The following is a 17,503-nucleotide window of genomic DNA, read 5'->3' on the forward strand; positions in this document are numbered from 1 at the left end:
TGGGCTTTTATGTGCCCAAGTTGATGAATCGCTGTAAAATACTAAGTAAACAAATATGAATATACAATCACAATTGTACGTTAATATTTTGTTAAATAACACCCTTGTTACGTAGCAAAAGTTAACAGTGCATGCTGGCTGGCCGTGTGCAGATCTCGCCAGGCGCGGTTAATTTCGGTGTCGGGCGCGGCAGCTATTAAACCACATAAAGGGTAAAGCCTGTCGACTATTTGGCGTGCGCTTGTAGCAAGTTTCCTACTGGTTGCGCTAACCTCTCTTAATTGGGCATCAGGCACGCTATTGTTTTTGGCGATACTTTGCCAGGATGCATCAACTGCTGCAAAAAACGGTTGGCGCAGTTGGTCCATTTCTTTGTTGGCAAGGGCAAGTTCATCCATTAAGATGGCTTTCTGCTCCGCTGTTAGCCGCGGATGGTTCATTCTGTCTTTAAAAACATCGGCACAGCAGTCGATAAAATGCAGGGCTATGCCCGATAGGTTTACCGCCAGGGTAGCTTCGGCCAACTGTAAAAATGGATAATGGTACAATGGGGCATCTATAACCACCGCCGATGGGTCTATCTTAAACTGACGGTTAGGGGGCACGTGCAAATCTTTAACCTCAAAAGCATCGCTGCCGGTGGCTACCATCCCAATGTATTTCCAGGCCGGCAAAATGGCAACATCAAGCTTGTCTAACACAAAGGGCAACACCAAAGGCTCACCGTCAACGCCTAAAACAGTTTCGCCATTTTGTATAATGCGACAATTTGCCGTGATATGCGTAGCGTGATGGGCGCCGCTGGCATATTTCCAGCTGCCGTTAACAATGTAGCCGTTCTCAGTAATTTCGGCAGTACCACCAACCGCCCCACTGCCTGCAAGGCAAACGTAGGGGTTGCTAAATATCTGCTTACCCACATCGGCCCCTATAAAGCCGCCAAACCAGCCCGCGCCGCTGCATAATGTAACTACCCAGCCCATGCTGCCGTCTGTCCAGCTAATAGCTTCTTGCAGGCGCACCAGCTCAGACAGGCTTATCTGTCTACCGGTATAAGCATTGGGCACTAATAGTTTAAACCATTGCTGCTGATAGATAATGGCTAATTGCGCCGGATGCAGCAGGCCCAATTCCTCTGCTTCGGCAGCGGTGTTTCTTATTATACGTACATCCTCGGCATTAATAAATGTAGATGGATGTGGTGGGTTGTTTTTCATGGTGATTAATTGTTTATAAATCTGTCATTTCGAACGAAGAGAGAAATCTATACACAAGCCAATTGTAAACCTTGTTATGTATAGATTTCTCTCTTCGTTCGAAATGACAAAACGGGTTAGGACACCTGGGCCGTTTTCAATTTCGCCCGCCAATCAAAATATCCAAAAATGGCTACTATGAATAAAAATAAGGTGAGCGCGGCAAACATGATCAGGTGCTTGTGAAACAGCAAGGGTATGGCAAACAGGTTTGAAACGTTGAGCAGTATCCAATTCTCCAGCTTGCGTTTGGCCAGCAGCCACATGCCTGCCCACGCGGTCGACGTTACCCAGGCATCCCAAACCGGTACGGTCGAAGTGGTAAATCGCGTAAGCAAAAAATAAAACAACACCCAGCCCACAAAAACAATCAGCGCAACGGTTACCCACTCTTGCTTTGTGGCTCTGCTGATATTTACCCGGGCTTCGTTACGTTTTTTAACCCAATGATACCAGCCGTAAAAACTCATCACAATGTAGTACACACTCAAGGCCGACTCGGCATACAGGCCTGCCATAATTAGCATATAAATACCAATAGTTGTGCCTATAATGCCCGTTGGGTACAGCCATATATTATTTACTTTGGCAAGTAGCACTTCGGTTACGCCGAAGAGCACGGCAGCCCATTCCCAAAAACTGGTTTGGCTAACCTGCTCTGTAAACAATTGCAGCCATTGTTGGATAGTTTGCATGGGGCTTAGTTAGTTTAAGAACCACTCCTTTTGTCATTTCGACGATAGTAGAAATCTATACAGGTAAAGTCTGCGACTTGTCAATGTATAGATTTCCCCCTTTGGTCGAAATGACAGTAGGGGATATTTAAAATTTTATATTCACCGATGCCAGAAAATTTGCCGGCGCCTGGGTGAAAAAGTAATTGTAGTTATACACCTGCCCGCCTGCTAAGGATGGATAGGTAGCGCCGTCTGACAGGTATTTGGCGCTAAAGATGTTGTTCACTAATAAGCCAAGGCCAATGTTTTTAACGCCTGCCAGGCTAAAGTTGTAGTTAACCCTTACATCGTTAACAAAATAACGCGGCAACGAGCGGCTTTGGGTTGAGGTATTATCCAGGTACTGCATACCCACATATTTGCTGATAAAAGCTATCTCGGTATTTTTTATGGGCTGATAACTGATAGTGCTGGCGCCTGTAAACGTTGGCGAGTAGGCCAGGTCTGTCTTAGCATAAGGCGTAGCAACTAAAGCACCGGTGTCATAATTATACAGATACTGTGTAAAGTTTTTAACCTTGTTAGTGCTCAGGGTAGCGTTCGCGGCCCAGCGCAGCTGTGGCGTTATTCTTACAGACCCATTAACTTCTACCCCTGCGCGGTAACTATCGTCGATATTGGTGCGGATAGCGCCGCCAACGTCATTCAATGACCCGGTTAATACCAGCTGGTTTTTATACAGCATATAAAACCCATTAATGCCTGCGCTAAAATTTTGCGCGCTATAGCGATAACCGGCTTCAAAGTCTTTCATATTCTCCGACTTCGGCCTGCTAGCCGGCGATGAGTTTGTAAAATCGTTTCGGTTTGGCTCGCGGTTGCCAATAGCTAATGATGCGTAAATATTGCTATTATCGGTAACATCGTAAGTGGCACCAACTTTAGGGTTAACAAAATTCATGATACTTTGCTGCTGCACGTTTTTCAAGTCGCGGTCAAAACCCAGAAAGCTGTAGTTAATACGGCGGTATTGCAAATCTCCATAAAGCAATACATCACCCACGTTCCATTCGGCACGGCCAAACACGTTAAAGTCGGTTTTCCTGGCATCGTTGCGCGAGTATTCATAACCCGGGGTAATGTTCACGCTCTGCTGTGTCCACTGTAGATTATCGTAGTGCGCGCCTTTATATTCGTTATAAGCGCCACCTAAAATAGCGGTGAACTTATTGTTTGGGTTGTATTTAAGGTTGTAAGTAACGCCGTAAAAATCGTTATTTAACCAAAGCTGGCGCACCAAATCAGTATTGGTAATTGCCATACCGCCAATAACCACGGGGGTTAAACCATATTTAATTACTGCCTGATCATTTTTATACTCTTCGTAGTAACCATAACCTTTGGTGTAATGCACGGCGCCGCTAAAAGAAAAAGCATCGCTCAGCTGATGGTCATATAGTAACTGATAGTGGTTTTGCGTGTAGTTGTCAGTCTGATTGTTATAAAATTTGTTGGTTGACGCAATGTAACCCACCTCGTTATACCGGCGGTTACCGGCGTTAACGCTATCTTCGGGCACGCCGTTCCAGGCCTGGTAAGTTTTTTCGTGACCAGAGAAAACGTTCAACCGCAATACATTCTTTTTGCCATAATAAGCAGCGCTTACAAAAAACGAGCGCAGATCTGCCTTGGCACGGTCTATATAACCGTTTGTATTGATCTTTGATAAACGGCCATCAACAGAAAAATGTCCGCCCAGTAAACCGGTGCCCAAGCTCAGGGTATTTTTCAACGTGCCATATGACCCGGCAGACGAATTGATCTCGGCATACGCAGTATCCATGCGGGTATTAGTCTCTACGTTAACACTTGCGCCAAAAGCGCCCGCGCCATTAGTTGACGTACCTACACCACGTTGCACCTGGATACTTTTTACTGAAGATGCAAGATCCGGCAGGTTAACAAAGTATGAGCCTTGCGACTCAGCATCGTTGATCGGGATGCCGTTTACGGTTACGTTAACCCGGGTAGCGTCTGATCCGCGTACGCGGATACTGGTATAGCCAATGCCCGTACCTCCGTTTGAGCTTACCACGGTTGATTGCGTTTGCTCCAGCAGATACTCAAAACCGCGGCCGGTATTGTTTTTGGCTATCTCCTGTTTGTTAATGTTGGTAAAAGCCGTTGGCGATTTGGCCGACGCGCGGGTAGCACTTACAGTAATTTCGTCCGTCAGGGTGCTGCTGCGGGTCAGGCTAACATCGGCACTGCTGTTGGCGGTAAGCGATACGTTGCTTTGCGCGGTTTTGTACCCAATGTAACTAACTGCTACGGTGTAATTGCCGCTTTTTAGATTTTTAAAGGCATAGTTGCCACCGGCGTTGCTGGTAACACTTATGGCTAAACTGTTAATGGTGATGGTAGCGCCGGGCAAAGCTTCGCCGGTTTGCTGGTCTGTAATTTTCCCGGTTAGCGAGAATTGGGCCGATGCCAACAATGGCAACAGCAGGGCACATAATGCCGCGAATAGATTTTTCAATTAATGATGAATAAAAAACGTTAAACCATCTGTACACCAGGGTACAATGCACAGTACACTTAACTTATTACCTCTCCCTACGCCGGCATTACCCGGATCAGGTGCAGTTGTGGGTTGGCAATGGGCAAACAGCGAGTAACCTCTCTATTCGCAATTGACTTCTCACAACATGGGTTTGATCTCAGCCTGTCTTTCAGTTTGGTAAAATATGCTGCAGCGATATTTATCGTTCCAAAACAAGGCACCCCTTGAGAATTATGAGGCAAAGGTATATTTAATTTCGGATATCGGAAGTTTGATTTTGGATTTGTGAAATGCAGGGGTGATGGGCAAACGCAAATAAGCCATATCTTTACAGCATGCAAGGCCCGATCTTTAATCTTCAATACGCAATCTTCCAATGAGAATCATGGCTTTCGATTACGGCACCAAGCGCATAGGAATTGCGGTTACGGACCCATTGCAGATCATCGCAACCGGTTTAGATACGGTTCATCCCCTTAAGGTTTTTGAGTTTTTAACAAACTACCTTAAAACAGAACAGGTAGAACGCTTTATTGTGGGCGAGCCGAAACAGATGGATAATACCCCATCGCAGTCAGCTATGCATGTTAAGGGTTTTGCAAACCTATTGAAGAAAACGTTCCCTGCAATTCCTGTCGAAATGTTCGACGAGCGGTTTACGTCAAAAATGGCGTCGGCCACCATAGCCCAAAGCGGCATGGGCAAAAAGGCCCGGCAAAACAAAGAGCTGGTTGATAATATATCGGCGGTGATATTGTTGCAAAGCTGGATGGAGAAACGCTTTTAGTTACTTTGCAGATACTATCTTTAATTGTACTACCTGCCTCACACATCGGCCCAGCTTTTTTTCATTTTGCACAATGATTCTAAATGGCCCATCACCTTTGGGCAAAGGTTTCCCGTCTACAGTGTTTGTTAATATGACTGCGCATTCGGTAAAGGCTTTGTCCAGTTCTGCCAGCGCAAAAACGGCTTGGTAATTATCGGCGGCATCAACTAACAAGCATTTAGTTAGATTTTTACCTTTTAACTCATCGCCCATGGTTGCGCCGGCTTTTGTCAGTATATCCATCAAAGCTACTCCGGTGTAAGTATGGTCTTTTCCCTCTTTGTCTTTACGGGATACTTTGATTTGCGGATATTTGGCAAATTCGGCAGCGTCAATTGTTAGGGGGGTCGCAACCTCGCCCCCTACTTTGACTGTTTGTGCGACCGCTAAAAAAGGAGTCACTAAAAACACTATAAAAAAGGCGGATTTTAACTGGATTTTCATTGGATTTCACACGAAAAACGATTGGTTTTCACTCGTAAAAATAGGCTTAAAAACCCATTTATTTTAAAATGCTTACTTTTGCGCCATGGAAATTTTGCCAGGCGACCTGCAAACATACCTTGATAACCATTGCGACACGGAGCCGGAGGCCCTGCAATTTATCAACCGCGAAACGCATTTAAAGGTGTTAAAACCCAACATGCTTTCGGGCCATTACCAGGGCCGCGTGTTAAGCATGATCAGTAAAATGATGCAGCCTAAACGCATTTTGGAGATAGGCACATTTACTGGTTACGCAACCATTTGCCTGGCCGAAGGCCTTACTGAAGACGGCATAATACACACCATTGAAGTTAATGGCGAAATGGAAGAAATGTTAAATCAACATTTTTCGCTAACAACTGTGGAGAAAAAAATTAAACTCCATTTTGGGGCTGCAGAGCACATTTTACCCACTTTAAGTACAGAAGTGTTTGATATTGTGTTTATTGATGCGGATAAGAAAAATAATTTACTTTACTTTGAGTTAATACTTGATAAAGTTAGATCCGGAGGGATAATAATAATTGATAATGTTTTGTGGAAAGGAAAGGTTTACGGACCAGAAAAGGACGCCGATACCGAGAGTTTTCGCAAACTAAATGACAGCATAACTGTTGACACAAGGGTCGAAAAATTGATTTTACCCGTGCGCGACGGCATTCTGATCATCAGAAAAAAATAATTATGAAGAAAACCTTACTGATTACCACGCTACTAATTTCATCATTTGCAGCGTTTGCTCAAAAGAACACTTCACAATCTTACATTGAGCAGTTCAAAGATAATGCCATTGCTATTATGCATGAAACCGGCATACCCGCCAGCATCGTTTTAGGCATTGCTATGCATGAGTCTGCTAACGGAAACAGCAATATCGCCAAAAATTTGAATAACCAATTTGGCTTTAAAGGCGGCAGCACCACTGTATATTATAAAGACAAAAAGAAGATTACGTCGGCCTATAAAAAGTACGATTCCATCCTTGATTCTTTCGAAGATTTTGCCCGTATCATCAGCCACCGTCAAGAAATCGGCAAAATATCAGACAAACTTACCAGGTATGACTACGAAAAATGGGTTAAAGGTATTCAGCGCAGTGGTTACGCCAGCAGCAAAAAGTGGGCATCGCAGGTGTTAAACATCATCCGCAGAAATGAACTTGATGCTCTGGATCAAACCCCCTCCCCCTCTTGGACACCAAGAACGGCTGAGATAACACCATCAATTCAGTCTGTTTCGCCTATTATAAAATAATACCCTTATTTTGGCAGAATGATTATTGCCAGGTTTAACCCTCGTGCTTTAGCACCAAGTATTTGTAGTTTTATTTTTGTTTTAACGCTACTAAACTCCTGTGGAGTAAGCAGAATTGCTGCTACCCCTAAAAGTGTTGTGGGCGTGCAGCCCCCACCAACCCGTGCCGTTATACCCACCATATCAAGCGTAGAAGCTAAAAGAAACAATGATGTTATTCAACAGGTACGCAAACAAGCTATTGCCAGCTTTGTCCCTTTTACAGTTGCAACTTATATAGAGCGCTTCAAGGCCATCGCAATAAAAGAGATGAACCTGTACGGTATACCTGCCAGTATTACCTTAGCGCAAGGATTGTTTGAGTCGGCTTACGGTAACGGAGACCTGGCTAAGATTGCGAACAATCATTTTGGCATAAAATGCACTACCGATTGGAAAGGCAAAAGCTATTTTAAAGATGATGACCAGGTAAATGATTGCTTTAGGGTTTATGATAATCCCGAAGATTCATATCGGGATCATTCTGAATTTTTAAAACGCAAACGTTACGCGCCCTTATTCGAATTAGATAAAAATGATTATGCAGGTTGGGCCAAAGGTTTAAAAGCGGCAGGTTATGCAACTAACCCTAAATACCCGGACTTGTTGATTGGTGTTATTGAGCGTTACCAGCTTGATCAATATGACAGGGCCGAAGGCGAACTGCAGAAAATCAAACGCGAGGACCGTGTGCTGACCCAGATCAATAAAAACATTGCCCGCGAAACAAAAGATTCACTGGTGCAATCAACACCGTTAAACAGACTATACACCATAAAAACCGGCGACACACTATACAACGTTTCTAAACGTTTTGGCTTAACCGTTGACGAGCTTAAAGCATTAAACAACATGGCCGACAATAATATCAAGCTAGGCCAAAAGTTGGTTGTGGCTAAATAGGCTTGTTAATTATTGTTAAATATACCGGCTAACGTTAGCAAACCTTTAGCTTAGCTTGTTGATGAAACCCATTTTTGTTATATTTCTATGCCTGTTTTGTATCAGGAGTTTTGCCCAGGAGACATCTGTGGCGGGCATTATTTTCGATGCGGAAAGTAAAGATAGGCTATCAAGGGTAAACATATTGAACACCCGCACGGGCTACAACACTTACAACAACATTAACGGAGTTTTTAACATTGATGCGCAACCTGGTGACAAGCTGATCTTCTCGCAGGCAGAACATTTTCCTGATACCGTTCTAATTAAAAACTTCGTCCCAATTGCCGTTTATTTAAAACGCATAGCGATACAACTGAAACAGGTTACTATTTACGATACTGTATCAGACCCTTTATCCCGCCTGGCAAATAAAAGGCGGGATTACAGTAAAATTTATGGCTCTATTGCCTATAATGATCTATTAAGTGTAAACCCAAGCACCGCCGGTATTGGTGTTGGCCTAAGCATAGATGCGTTGTATAACGCCTGGAGTAAAGCCGGCCGTAACGCGGCACACCTGCGCGAAACGATTGATAATGATTACAAGCAGGATGTAATTGACTATAGATTTAATCGCGCGCTTGTTGGACGAATTACCGCACTTAAAGGCTCCCAACTGGCAGATTTTATGAGAAAGTATCGTCCGGGCTACTATTTTTTAACCAACGCCAGCGAGTACGAGTTTATTACATCAATAAAAGCTAATCTGAAAAGGTTTTTACGCAACCCCGGCGCCCATGCTATTGCGCCCTTGAATACACCCCAAAAACAATAAAATTGTAACACTGTTTAAACCTTATTGCCTTTATTTTATCTGAAGTAAAAAGAAAATATGTTTCTTTGTCCATCTATGCGTAAAAACATACCGGTATATATATTTTTATTGATAGTTATGTCCGCCCTGGCGGCACGTGCGCAAAACGCCGACTCGGTTAAAAAAGTCAATATAAAAATTGATACAGCGCTGTTAAACAGATACCGTATAGATCCTCCAAAAAATTCATTACCCGTACCAACAAGGCCACCGCAAATTAGGGCAGAGTCTATACCTATAGCAATGGTGGACTATCATATCAACTATTGGCGCAAATGGATAAACGTTGGGCTAAATTTTAGCCAATCGGGCTTTACAGACAATTACCAATCAGGCGGTACCAATGCCATTGCCATGCGTGGCGATTTCAATTATCGTACAGAATACAGAAAAGCGCCGTTTAGTTATACTATGGAGACCGCGTTTACTTACGGGGTTACAAAAAACAAGGGCCAAGGTTCGCGTAAAACGCAGGACAGGTTATTTTTTGATAATAAGTTTGCCACCCAGTTATCAAAAAGCTGGTATTTCTTCGGCTCGGTAACTTTCGAATCGCAGTTTGACAAAGGCTATATTTATACTAACAACAACGGACCAACCAAGTTAATATCCAGGTTTTTAGCCCCGGGTTATTTAACTGAATCTGTGGGTTTTGAGTTTAAGCCTGTGGGCTGGTTCTCGTCTCGTATTGGTACGGGTACAGCGCGCCAAACTTTTGTTATCGATACCAACCTGATCCAAAACCAGCCTAATAATTATGGCGTAAAAAGAGGTAAAAAGATAAAAAACGATCTGGCTTTCCAGGTGGTATCACAAATTGTCAACAAAAACTTGGACAAGGCCGGTACGATGACCCTTAATGCGCGCTACGCATTATTTATACCGTACGAAAAACATATCCGTTTTATTACCCACCGTTTCGATCTCACTTTAAATGCCCGCGTAAACCGCCTGATAAATGTTAACATCACCGGCAACTTTATATACGATAAATCTGCAAATAACAGAATACAGGCTTCTGAGGGCTTAGCCATGGGCGTAGCCTATCGTTTCCCTTATTAGAGGGAGAAACTTCGGTTTTAATCTCTTGTCCGTTAGGGCATAATTGCTGCAAAATAATACCTTTGTAACCTCAAAAAGAATACAACAATGTTTGAAAATCTTTCAGATAAACTCGACAGGGCGTTTAAGGTCCTTAAAGGTCAAGGTAGCATTACAGAAATAAACGTGGCTGAAACCATGAAGGAGATACGCAAAGCCCTTCTGGATGCCGATGTTAACTATAAAACAGCCAAATCTTTTACAGATGATGTAAAACAGAAAGCTATAGGCGCCAACGTGTTAACGGCGGTATCGCCGGGTCAATTGCTTACCAAACTCATGAACGATGAGCTGGCAGCACTGATGGGCGGCACTACTGCTGAACTTACGTTAAACACCAATCCAACCATTATTTTAATTGCAGGTTTGAACGGTGCGGGTAAGACAACTTTTACCGGCAAGCTGGCTAACTATTTAAAAACGCAGAAAAACAAAAAGCCTTTATTGGTAGCAGATGATATCTATCGTCCGGCGGCTATTGACCAGTTGATGGTTTTGGGCGAGCAGGTAGGCGTGCCTGTGTATGTTAACCGCGAATCAAAAGACCCAATTGCGATAGCTAAAGAAGGCATTGCATATGCAAAGCAAAACGGCAACAACGTGGTGATAATTGACACCGCCGGCCGTTTAGCTATCGACGAAGCCATGATGGTGGAGATTGAGCAGGTTAAAGCTGCTGTTGAGCCGCATGAGATTTTATTTGTGGTTGACTCCATGACCGGTCAGGATGCGGTAAATACGGCCAAAGTGTTTAATGACCGTCTCGACTTTACCGGCGTAGTTTTAACCAAATTAGATGGTGATACGCGTGGTGGTGCGGCTTTATCTATTAAATCGGTAGTAAACAAGCCTATTAAGTTCATCGGTACCGGCGAGAAAATGGAAGCAATTGATGTTTTCCACCCTGATCGTATGGCATCGCGTATTTTGGGGATGGGCGATGTGGTATCCCTTGTTGAGCGCGCACAAATGCAGTTTGACGAGAAAGAGGCTGCCGAACTCCAGAAGAAGATCCGCAAAAACAAATTCGACTTTAACGATTTTTACAGCCAGATACAGCAGATCAAAAAAATGGGTAACATGAAAGATCTGATGGGCATGATACCGGGCGTTGGCAAGCTGATGAAAGATGTTGAAGTACAGGATGATGCCTTTAAAAACATAGAAGCTATTATTCAATCAATGACGCCTGCAGAAAAGGAAAACCCGGATAGCATTAACCAAAGCCGCCGTACCCGGATAGCCAAAGGATCGGGTACCGATTTGGCCGAAGTAAACCGCCTGATAAAGCAATTTGAAGACATGCGTAAGGTGATGAAACAAATGAGCAATCCTGCTGCCATGGCCAGCATGATGAAGAGGATGCCTAGAGGGTAACTTTTTTTATAAAAATAAACCAAGGCCTTAAGCGTTATGCTTGAGGCCTTTTTGTTGCAAAACCTTTCCGTATTGCCAACAATTTAGTCTATTATTACATTAAGATAGTTAAGCTATGAAAAAACTGATACTATACTTTTTTGTAGGTTGTGCCTGGATGACCCAAACAGCCAAAGGGCAATCGCCGGATGCTGTTATTGATGTACAGCACTATAGCTTCAATATTCAGTTGAACGATGCTACCGATAACATTAAAGGCAAAGCCGATATTGCTGTAAAGTTTTTAAAAACGCCGGGATCATTCAATATAGGTCTGGTAAAAAAGAACAGCATGGGTAAAGGCATGACGGTTAGCGGTGTATTAGAGAACGGCAGATCAGTACGCTATCAGCAAAATGATGATGCCATTACCATATACACCAAGGCTACCGCAAACACCTTAAAAACGTATACCATAACCTATCAGGGCATCCCCTCTGACGGCCTGATTATCTCTAAGAACAAATTTGGCAAGCGCACTTTTTTTGGCGATAACTGGCCAAACCGCGCGCATAACTGGTTACCCTGTGTAGACGAACCCGCAGATAAAGCATCTGTAAGTTTCACTGTTACGGCGCCCGATCATTACCAGGTAGTGGCCAACGGAGTAAAAGGCATTGAAACTGCATTGCCCGGCCAGCTTAAAATTACACGCTGGAGCGAAACCGCGCAACTACCCACTAAGGTTATGGTGATAGGCGTGGCCGAGTTTGCAATTGATCATCCGAAGGACGTAGATGACATTCCGGTATACACTTATGTGTTTCCGGAAAATGCCGCCGCTGGCTTTAGAAGCTATGCTGTTGCAGGCGAAATTCTGCCATTTTATATCAAAAACATAGGGCCTTACGACTACAAAAAGCTGGCAAACATACAGTCTAAAACAATTTTTGGAGGTATGGAAAATGCCGGGGCCATTTTTTACTCTGAAAACTCGGTAACTGAGAAAGGGATAGAATCTTTAATGGCGCATGAGATAGCCCACCAATGGTTTGGCGACGCGGTGAGCGAGAAGAGCTTTCATCACCTTTGGTTGAGCGAGGGATTTGCTACCTACTTAACTAATTATTACCTTGAGAGCAAATATGGCGTTGACTCATTAAAAGCGCTACTGGCAGAACAACGCGCCAAGATCTTCAAGTTTGAAAGAACGGGACTAAAACCGGTCATAGACACCACAGTTACCGGCGACTATATGCTGCTTCTTAATCCGAACAGTTACGAAAAAGGCGCTTGGGTGCTGCACATGCTACGCCGAAAAATTGGCGATGGCGCATTTTTTAAAGGACTTAACACTTATTACCTAAAATACCGCGGCGGCAATGCAGCGACTGCCTACTTTATGGAGGTGATGCAAAATATTAGCGGGCAAAGCCTGCAGCCGTTTTTTGATCAGTGGTTACGCATTGCCGGGCATCCGGATTTGACCGTCAAATGGAGCTACGATACCAAGACCAGGGTAGTAGATGTGATGGTTAAGCAAAAGGAAGGCAATTTATATGCCTTTCCATTGGAGATAACTGTAGATGGGCAACCGCAGCTAATTAATGTTACCAATAGCGTTACAATGCTCCACATCGCCGCAGGCAAAAAAGCACCGGTAATTGTGGTCGACCCCAATGTTAATTTGTTGGCAAGTTTTACGGTTATCAGGAATTAATTTTTGTTATTAAATCTAAAGGATGGACACCAAACCAAATAACAATAGCGCTAACAATCAAGTAGTTAGCGACGAGGACAGGAGAAAACTTGCCGAAATAATTGCAAAAAGGCCCAAGTCTGTCTCTACCAATTATAGTACAGGCGAAGTAATTACCGTTTTTAAAGATGGCCGGGTAGTAAAAAGCCGCATTGCACCAATGCAACCTATAATTACCCGCATTGGCGACGAGACGGAAGGGGTTGGAAAAGTTACGTTTAACGTTAGGCTTGACGGGGAAGCTATTTAAATTTTGATAGCCGCGGTCTTGCCAAAGTATAAAGTCTATATCTTACACTAGTAAACTTGCGTTGGGCAGCCTGGCTACGGCGCACCTTATTGTAATCATTTGCAAAAGAACCTTATGAAAAAACATATTTTAAGTGTTTTGCTTTTAGCGTTGAATTTAACCGCTTTAGCGCAATTCACCGTTAGCGCCGATAAGCATTATATCCTAAAAGATGACAAAGCCTTTTTTTGGATGGGCGATACTGCCTGGGAACTATTTCATAGGTTAAATAAAGAAGACGCTGACTATTACCTAAAACACCGTAGCGCGCAGGGTTTTACTGTGATACAGGCTGTAGCACTCGCCGAGTTTGATGGATTGAACAAGCCCAACGCGTTGGGCGATAACCCACTTATCAATAACAACCCTGCCACACCCAACGAGGCGTATTTTAAACATGTTGATTATATTATTGACAAGGCGGCATCATACGGATTAACAATTGCATTGCTGCCAACTTGGGCAGATAAGATCAATAAGAGCTCCTGGGGTGCCGGGCCCGAAATATTTACCGTAGAGAATGCTGCGCAATATGCTACCTGGCTGGCTAAACGCTATAAAAACAAAAAAAACATCATTTGGGTACTGGGCGGCGACAGAAATCCGCGAGATGCGAAAGATATAGCTGTTTGGCGCGCTATGGGTTTGGCTGTAAAAAAAGCAACCAACAATAAAGCATTGATCACTTACCATTGCCAGCCAAACCAATTGGGCTCTGCAGAATGGTTTAAAGACGAAAGCTGGTTTGATTTCAACATGTTTCAAAACGGCCATTGCCGCGATGCTGATAATTACAGAAAGATATTTGATGCCTACTACGCGTTGCCAACCAAGCCGGTAATTGACGGCGAGCCTTTGTATGAGGACCATCCCATCTGTTTTAATGTTGCCGAATTTGGTACATCAAACGCTTTTGACGTGAGAAAATATGCATATACAGATTTATTTTCCGGTGCGTTTGGCCATACCTATGGGTGCCATGGCGTTTGGCAAATGTACTCGGCTAATAATCCGCCGGTAAATGGCCCGCACTTTTTCTGGAAAGAATCACTCGACTTGCAGGGCGCTAAACAAATGAAGTTTGTAAGGCGATTAATGGAATCGCGCCCCTTGCTTGATCGCGTGCCGGATCAAAGCATAATTGTTGAGAATAATCTGCCATCGGCAATAAGAGTGCAAGCAACCCGTGGTAAAGACTATGCTTTTATCTATACGTCAGACGGGAAACCCTTTACTGTGGTTACGGGTAAAATATCCGGCGAAAAATTAAAGGCTACCTGGTTTGATCCACGTACGGGAAGAACTACTAAAGCCGGCGAAGTTGAAAATCGAGGTAGTAAAAGATTTAACCCTCCTAATTCAGGCTATGGTGTTGATTGGGTGCTTGTGCTGGATGACGCATCGAAGAATTATACTTTATAATGTTTATTGTTATGTAAAGATTTTAGCGCCTTGAAATAAAATCTATATCTTTCGCTATCATAAATCTGTATCTATAAGTGCTAGTTAAAAGCTTTGGCAGCGCCGTTTACGGCATCGAGGCCATCACCATAACCATTGAAGTAAATATTGCCGCCGGCACCAAGTACGCTATTGTGGGCCTGCCTGATGTTGCGGTTAAAGAGAGCTATTTCAGAATAGAGTCGGCCCTGAAAAATTGCGGTTACCGCATGCCTCGGCAACAGGTGGTAGTAAATATGGCCCCAGCTGATATTAAAAAAGAGGGCTCTTCATACGATCTTACTATAGCTACAGCAATATTAGCAGCATCCAGCCAGATAGAAGCAGCGGAAATTGACAAGTATATTATTATGGGCGAGCTTTCGCTGGATGGTGGTCTGCAACCCATTAAAGGAGCTTTGCCAATTGCTATACAGGCACGTAAAGACGGTTTTAAAGGCTTTATACTACCAAAACAAAATGCCCGCGAAGCCGCCATAGTAAATGACTTGGAAGTTTACGGTATAGAAAACATAAAAGAGGTAGCCGGATTTTTTAATGGCGATCTGGATATCCAGCGTACGCAAGTAAACACCCGCGAAGAGTTTTATGACAGCTTGAGCAACTACGATGCTGATTTTAGTGAAGTAAAAGGCCAGGAAAATATTAAACGAGCGCTTGAGATAGCCGCAGCAGGCGGTCATAACCTGATATTGATAGGGCCGCCCGGAGCCGGTAAAACCATGCTGGCCCGCAGGCTGCCGTCCATATTGCCCCCTTTAAGTTTGTACGAGGCGCTGGAAACCACCAAGATTCACTCGGTTGCGGGCAAACTGTCCGCAGCAGATGCATTGGTTACCGTGCGCCCTTTCAGGTCACCCCATCATACCATATCAGATGTCGCCTTAGTTGGTGGCGGGGGTAACCCGCAGCCCGGTGAGATATCGCTGGCGCACAATGGTGTTTTGTTTTTAGATGAGTTGCCAGAGTTTAAACGCAGCGCGCTCGAAGTAATGCGCCAGCCGCTGGAAGAGCGTAAGGTCACCATATCGCGCGCTAAGTTTAGTGTCGACTACCCCAGCAGCTTTATGTTGGTGGCCAGCATGAACCCCTGCCCTTGCGGCTATTATAATCACCCCGAAAAAGAATGTATTTGCCCGCCGGGCGTAGTACAAAAGTATCTGAGCAAAATATCCGGACCATTATTAGACCGTATAGATCTGCATGTGGAAGTAACCCCGGTTAACTTTAACGAACTAGCATCGGAGCGCCTGGCAGAGAAAAGCGAATTGATTAGAGAAAGGGTTATTACTGCCCGCGAGGTTCAATTAACGCGCTTCGGCAACAAACCCAACCTGCACGCCAATGCTCAAATGAGCCCCCAAATGGTGCGCGACGTTTGTAAGATAACCGAAGCCGGCCAAATGTTGCTTAAAAAAGCCATGGAGAAGCTAGGCTTGTCCGCACGTGCTTATGATAGAATATTAAAGGTATCGCGCACCATAGCAGACCTTGCCGGCAGCGAAGAGATCAAAATAGAACACCTGGCCGAAGCCATACAATTTAGAAGTTTGGACAGAGAGGGATGGGCTGGCTAATAACGCGGCTGCTTCATATGCTTTACCAATACTTGATTAAACGTTCTTAGCCACAGGTCGCGCCCGGTGCTGGTCCAGTGCGTGTCAGACGGCCGGTATAACTTTTCTTTATTAGGCTGATGCTTGAACAATCCGTAGCAGTCAAAAACCTTGGGCTTCAATGCGGGGTGGTTCTGTATTTTGGGTATAAGGTTATTGTACGTAAACTGCTTATAGGTAGGGTATAACACTGTTGTAGGATTAGGGATGATAGATAAGTAAATTTCATCAAACCCTGCTCTTTTGTAAACATCAAAAGCATTATTTAAACCGGCAACTATTTTAGCCAGTTCAACATCGTTTATGGGCTTGTAAGAACTTTCTAGAAAGGCGGTATCAACGGTGCTGTGCAACAGCAAAAACTTACCATCGGGCGATACCGTAGCATCCGCGTGTGAGCGGCCGAAAACAGCATAACTAATTTTTGCTTTAAGCTCTTTTAGGGGGGTTAAAAAACTATAATCCCACACATTAAACTCATAATTAGCTTCGCGATTATTGAGCCTGAAATCAAAACGAAACCGTCTGCGCTTTTCGGCAGTGTTCAGGCCTTCCAGGTTATCGTTTTCTTTAACGGGGTGTATAAAATTCACCAGGTACGCGCTATCTGCCAGCAGCGATCTTACATTGCGTTCTACCGTTTCTATGATAAGGTAATTCTTTTTACTGCGATCCATTAACAGTGGCAAAACATCCCTAAAGTTTGAGGCCGCAAACCCAATTTTATCAGCGCCACAAAAGCTAATACGCGTTTTAAAAACATTAAAGGTGTAGCTATCGCTTAAGCCATAAACGTTATATAACCTTACATTGCTATCGCAGGCCGCAATAGGTACAATATCTTCGCTACCTACAGGCTCGGCAACCCTGAATTGGGGTAAATAGGTAAAGCCATAGAGGTCGCCATATTTGTACTTGTCAGAGCCCCACCAGCTACGTAATGCCTCGGGCGTTTTTCGCAAGTTGGAAAGCACTTTGGTAAAATCATCTACTGCGCAGACAACCAGCACAAATGCCGATATCACCATGATAAAATATGCTACTATTTTTTTCATCGG

16 protein-coding genes are annotated in these 17,503 nt (G+C 44.0%); 11 read left to right on the forward strand and 5 right to left on the reverse strand.

The genetic code is table 11. From position 1 onward, the window contains the following. Positions 1-107 precede the first annotated feature (107 nt). From ACFSYC_RS02085 to ACFSYC_RS02095, 3 genes are all read right to left on the reverse strand, one after another. Positions 108-1,217, reverse strand: coding sequence for an acyl-CoA dehydrogenase (locus tag ACFSYC_RS02085; protein WP_377123012.1), 1,110 nt, complete (start codon positions 1,215-1,217; stop codon positions 108-110). A 116-nt stretch (positions 1,218-1,333) separates the two neighbouring features. Then, positions 1,334-1,951: a nicotinamide riboside transporter PnuC gene (pnuC, locus tag ACFSYC_RS02090; protein ID WP_377123014.1), complete on the reverse strand. Its 618-nt coding sequence runs from the start codon at positions 1,949-1,951 to the stop codon at positions 1,334-1,336. Between the two features lie 127 nt (positions 1,952-2,078). Continuing rightward, positions 2,079-4,472: a TonB-dependent receptor gene (locus ACFSYC_RS02095; RefSeq protein ID WP_377123016.1), complete on the reverse strand. Its 2,394-nt coding sequence runs from the start codon at positions 4,470-4,472 to the stop codon at positions 2,079-2,081. A gap of 400 nt (positions 4,473-4,872) precedes the next feature. Between ACFSYC_RS02095 and ruvX the strand changes: the two genes are divergently transcribed. Further along, the gene (gene ruvX, locus ACFSYC_RS02100) at positions 4,873-5,283 is read left to right on the forward strand and encodes a Holliday junction resolvase RuvX (RefSeq protein ID WP_377123018.1); all 411 of its coding nucleotides are present in this window, start codon (positions 4,873-4,875) and stop codon (positions 5,281-5,283) included. Here ruvX and ACFSYC_RS02105 read toward each other — a convergent pair whose 3' ends face one another. Continuing rightward, the gene (locus ACFSYC_RS02105; protein WP_377123020.1) at positions 5,284-5,769 is read right to left on the reverse strand and encodes a molybdopterin-dependent oxidoreductase; all 486 of its coding nucleotides are present in this window, start codon (positions 5,767-5,769) and stop codon (positions 5,284-5,286) included. A gap of 85 nt (positions 5,770-5,854) precedes the next feature. Here ACFSYC_RS02105 and ACFSYC_RS02110 point away from each other — a divergent pair, with 85 nt between their 5' ends. The 10 genes from ACFSYC_RS02110 (at position 5,855) to ACFSYC_RS02155 (ending at position 16,406) form a co-directional block, all read left to right on the forward strand. Continuing rightward, positions 5,855-6,493 carry an O-methyltransferase gene (locus ACFSYC_RS02110; RefSeq protein ID WP_377123022.1) on the forward strand — a complete coding sequence of 213 codons (639 nt, stop codon included), beginning with the start codon at positions 5,855-5,857 and terminating at the stop codon, positions 6,491-6,493. A 2-nt stretch (positions 6,494-6,495) separates the two neighbouring features. Beyond that, positions 6,496-7,065 carry a glucosaminidase domain-containing protein gene (locus ACFSYC_RS02115; RefSeq protein ID WP_377123024.1) on the forward strand — a complete coding sequence of 190 codons (570 nt, stop codon included), beginning with the start codon at positions 6,496-6,498 and terminating at the stop codon, positions 7,063-7,065. 18 nt (positions 7,066-7,083) lie between these two features. Next, positions 7,084-8,007 carry a glucosaminidase domain-containing protein gene (locus ACFSYC_RS02120; protein ID WP_377123026.1) on the forward strand — a complete coding sequence of 308 codons (924 nt, stop codon included), beginning with the start codon at positions 7,084-7,086 and terminating at the stop codon, positions 8,005-8,007. Between the two features lie 61 nt (positions 8,008-8,068). After that, positions 8,069-8,824 (forward strand): hypothetical protein, encoded by a 756-nt coding sequence (locus ACFSYC_RS02125; protein WP_377123028.1) that lies wholly within the window; start codon positions 8,069-8,071, stop codon positions 8,822-8,824. Between the two features lie 75 nt (positions 8,825-8,899). Then, complete coding sequence (locus ACFSYC_RS02130; RefSeq protein WP_377123030.1) at positions 8,900-9,925, forward strand: DUF3078 domain-containing protein; 1,026 nt, start codon at positions 8,900-8,902, stop codon at positions 9,923-9,925. A gap of 87 nt (positions 9,926-10,012) precedes the next feature. Continuing rightward, a complete protein-coding gene (gene ffh / locus ACFSYC_RS02135; protein WP_377123032.1) occupies positions 10,013-11,341 on the forward strand; it encodes a signal recognition particle protein in 1,329 nt (442 codons plus the stop codon). Positions 11,342-11,456: 115 nt separating this feature from the next. Then, positions 11,457-13,040 (forward strand): M1 family metallopeptidase, encoded by a 1,584-nt coding sequence (locus tag ACFSYC_RS02140; RefSeq protein ID WP_377123034.1) that lies wholly within the window; start codon positions 11,457-11,459, stop codon positions 13,038-13,040. 22 nt (positions 13,041-13,062) lie between these two features. Beyond that, entirely contained in the window at positions 13,063-13,329 is a 267-nt protein-coding gene (locus tag ACFSYC_RS02145; RefSeq protein ID WP_377123036.1) for a hypothetical protein, read from the forward strand. A 114-nt stretch (positions 13,330-13,443) separates the two neighbouring features. Then, entirely contained in the window at positions 13,444-14,790 is a 1,347-nt protein-coding gene (locus ACFSYC_RS02150; RefSeq protein WP_377123038.1) for a glycoside hydrolase family 140 protein, read from the forward strand. A 77-nt stretch (positions 14,791-14,867) separates the two neighbouring features. Further along, entirely contained in the window at positions 14,868-16,406 is a 1,539-nt protein-coding gene (locus tag ACFSYC_RS02155; RefSeq protein ID WP_377123040.1) for a YifB family Mg chelatase-like AAA ATPase, read from the forward strand. On the opposite strand, the gene ACFSYC_RS02160 is transcribed toward ACFSYC_RS02155, so the two are convergent. After that, positions 16,403-17,500, reverse strand: coding sequence for a hypothetical protein (locus tag ACFSYC_RS02160; protein WP_377123042.1), 1,098 nt, complete (start codon positions 17,498-17,500; stop codon positions 16,403-16,405). The two genes, ACFSYC_RS02155 and ACFSYC_RS02160, sit on opposite strands and share 4 nt — an antisense overlap. Positions 17,501-17,503: the final 3 nt, after the last annotated feature.

The sequence above is a fragment of the Mucilaginibacter antarcticus genome, assembly GCF_042686155.1.
Taxonomy (GTDB): Bacteria; Bacteroidota; Bacteroidia; order Sphingobacteriales; family Sphingobacteriaceae; genus Mucilaginibacter; species Mucilaginibacter antarcticus.

Coding starts and splice junctions, on each gene's coding strand:
- ruvX (WP_377123018.1), top strand. CDS start 4,873: ATGAGAATCATGGCTTTCGATTACGGCACCAAGCGCATAGGAATTGCG.
- ACFSYC_RS02125 (WP_377123028.1), top strand. CDS start 8,069: ATGAAACCCATTTTTGTTATATTTCTATGCCTGTTTTGTATCAGGAGT.
- ACFSYC_RS02120 (WP_377123026.1), top strand. CDS start 7,084: ATGATTATTGCCAGGTTTAACCCTCGTGCTTTAGCACCAAGTATTTGT.
- ACFSYC_RS02150 (WP_377123038.1), top strand. CDS start 13,444: ATGAAAAAACATATTTTAAGTGTTTTGCTTTTAGCGTTGAATTTAACC.
- ACFSYC_RS02140 (WP_377123034.1), top strand. CDS start 11,457: ATGAAAAAACTGATACTATACTTTTTTGTAGGTTGTGCCTGGATGACC.
- ACFSYC_RS02110 (WP_377123022.1), top strand. CDS start 5,855: ATGGAAATTTTGCCAGGCGACCTGCAAACATACCTTGATAACCATTGC.
- ffh (WP_377123032.1), top strand. CDS start 10,013: ATGTTTGAAAATCTTTCAGATAAACTCGACAGGGCGTTTAAGGTCCTT.
- ACFSYC_RS02105 (WP_377123020.1), bottom strand. CDS start 5,769: ATGAAAATCCAGTTAAAATCCGCCTTTTTTATAGTGTTTTTAGTGACT.
- ACFSYC_RS02130 (WP_377123030.1), top strand. CDS start 8,900: ATGCGTAAAAACATACCGGTATATATATTTTTATTGATAGTTATGTCC.
- ACFSYC_RS02160 (WP_377123042.1), bottom strand. CDS start 17,500: ATGAAAAAAATAGTAGCATATTTTATCATGGTGATATCGGCATTTGTG.
- ACFSYC_RS02115 (WP_377123024.1), top strand. CDS start 6,496: ATGAAGAAAACCTTACTGATTACCACGCTACTAATTTCATCATTTGCA.
- pnuC (WP_377123014.1), bottom strand. CDS start 1,951: ATGCAAACTATCCAACAATGGCTGCAATTGTTTACAGAGCAGGTTAGC.
- ACFSYC_RS02085 (WP_377123012.1), bottom strand. CDS start 1,217: ATGAAAAACAACCCACCACATCCATCTACATTTATTAATGCCGAGGAT.
- ACFSYC_RS02145 (WP_377123036.1), top strand. CDS start 13,063: ATGGACACCAAACCAAATAACAATAGCGCTAACAATCAAGTAGTTAGC.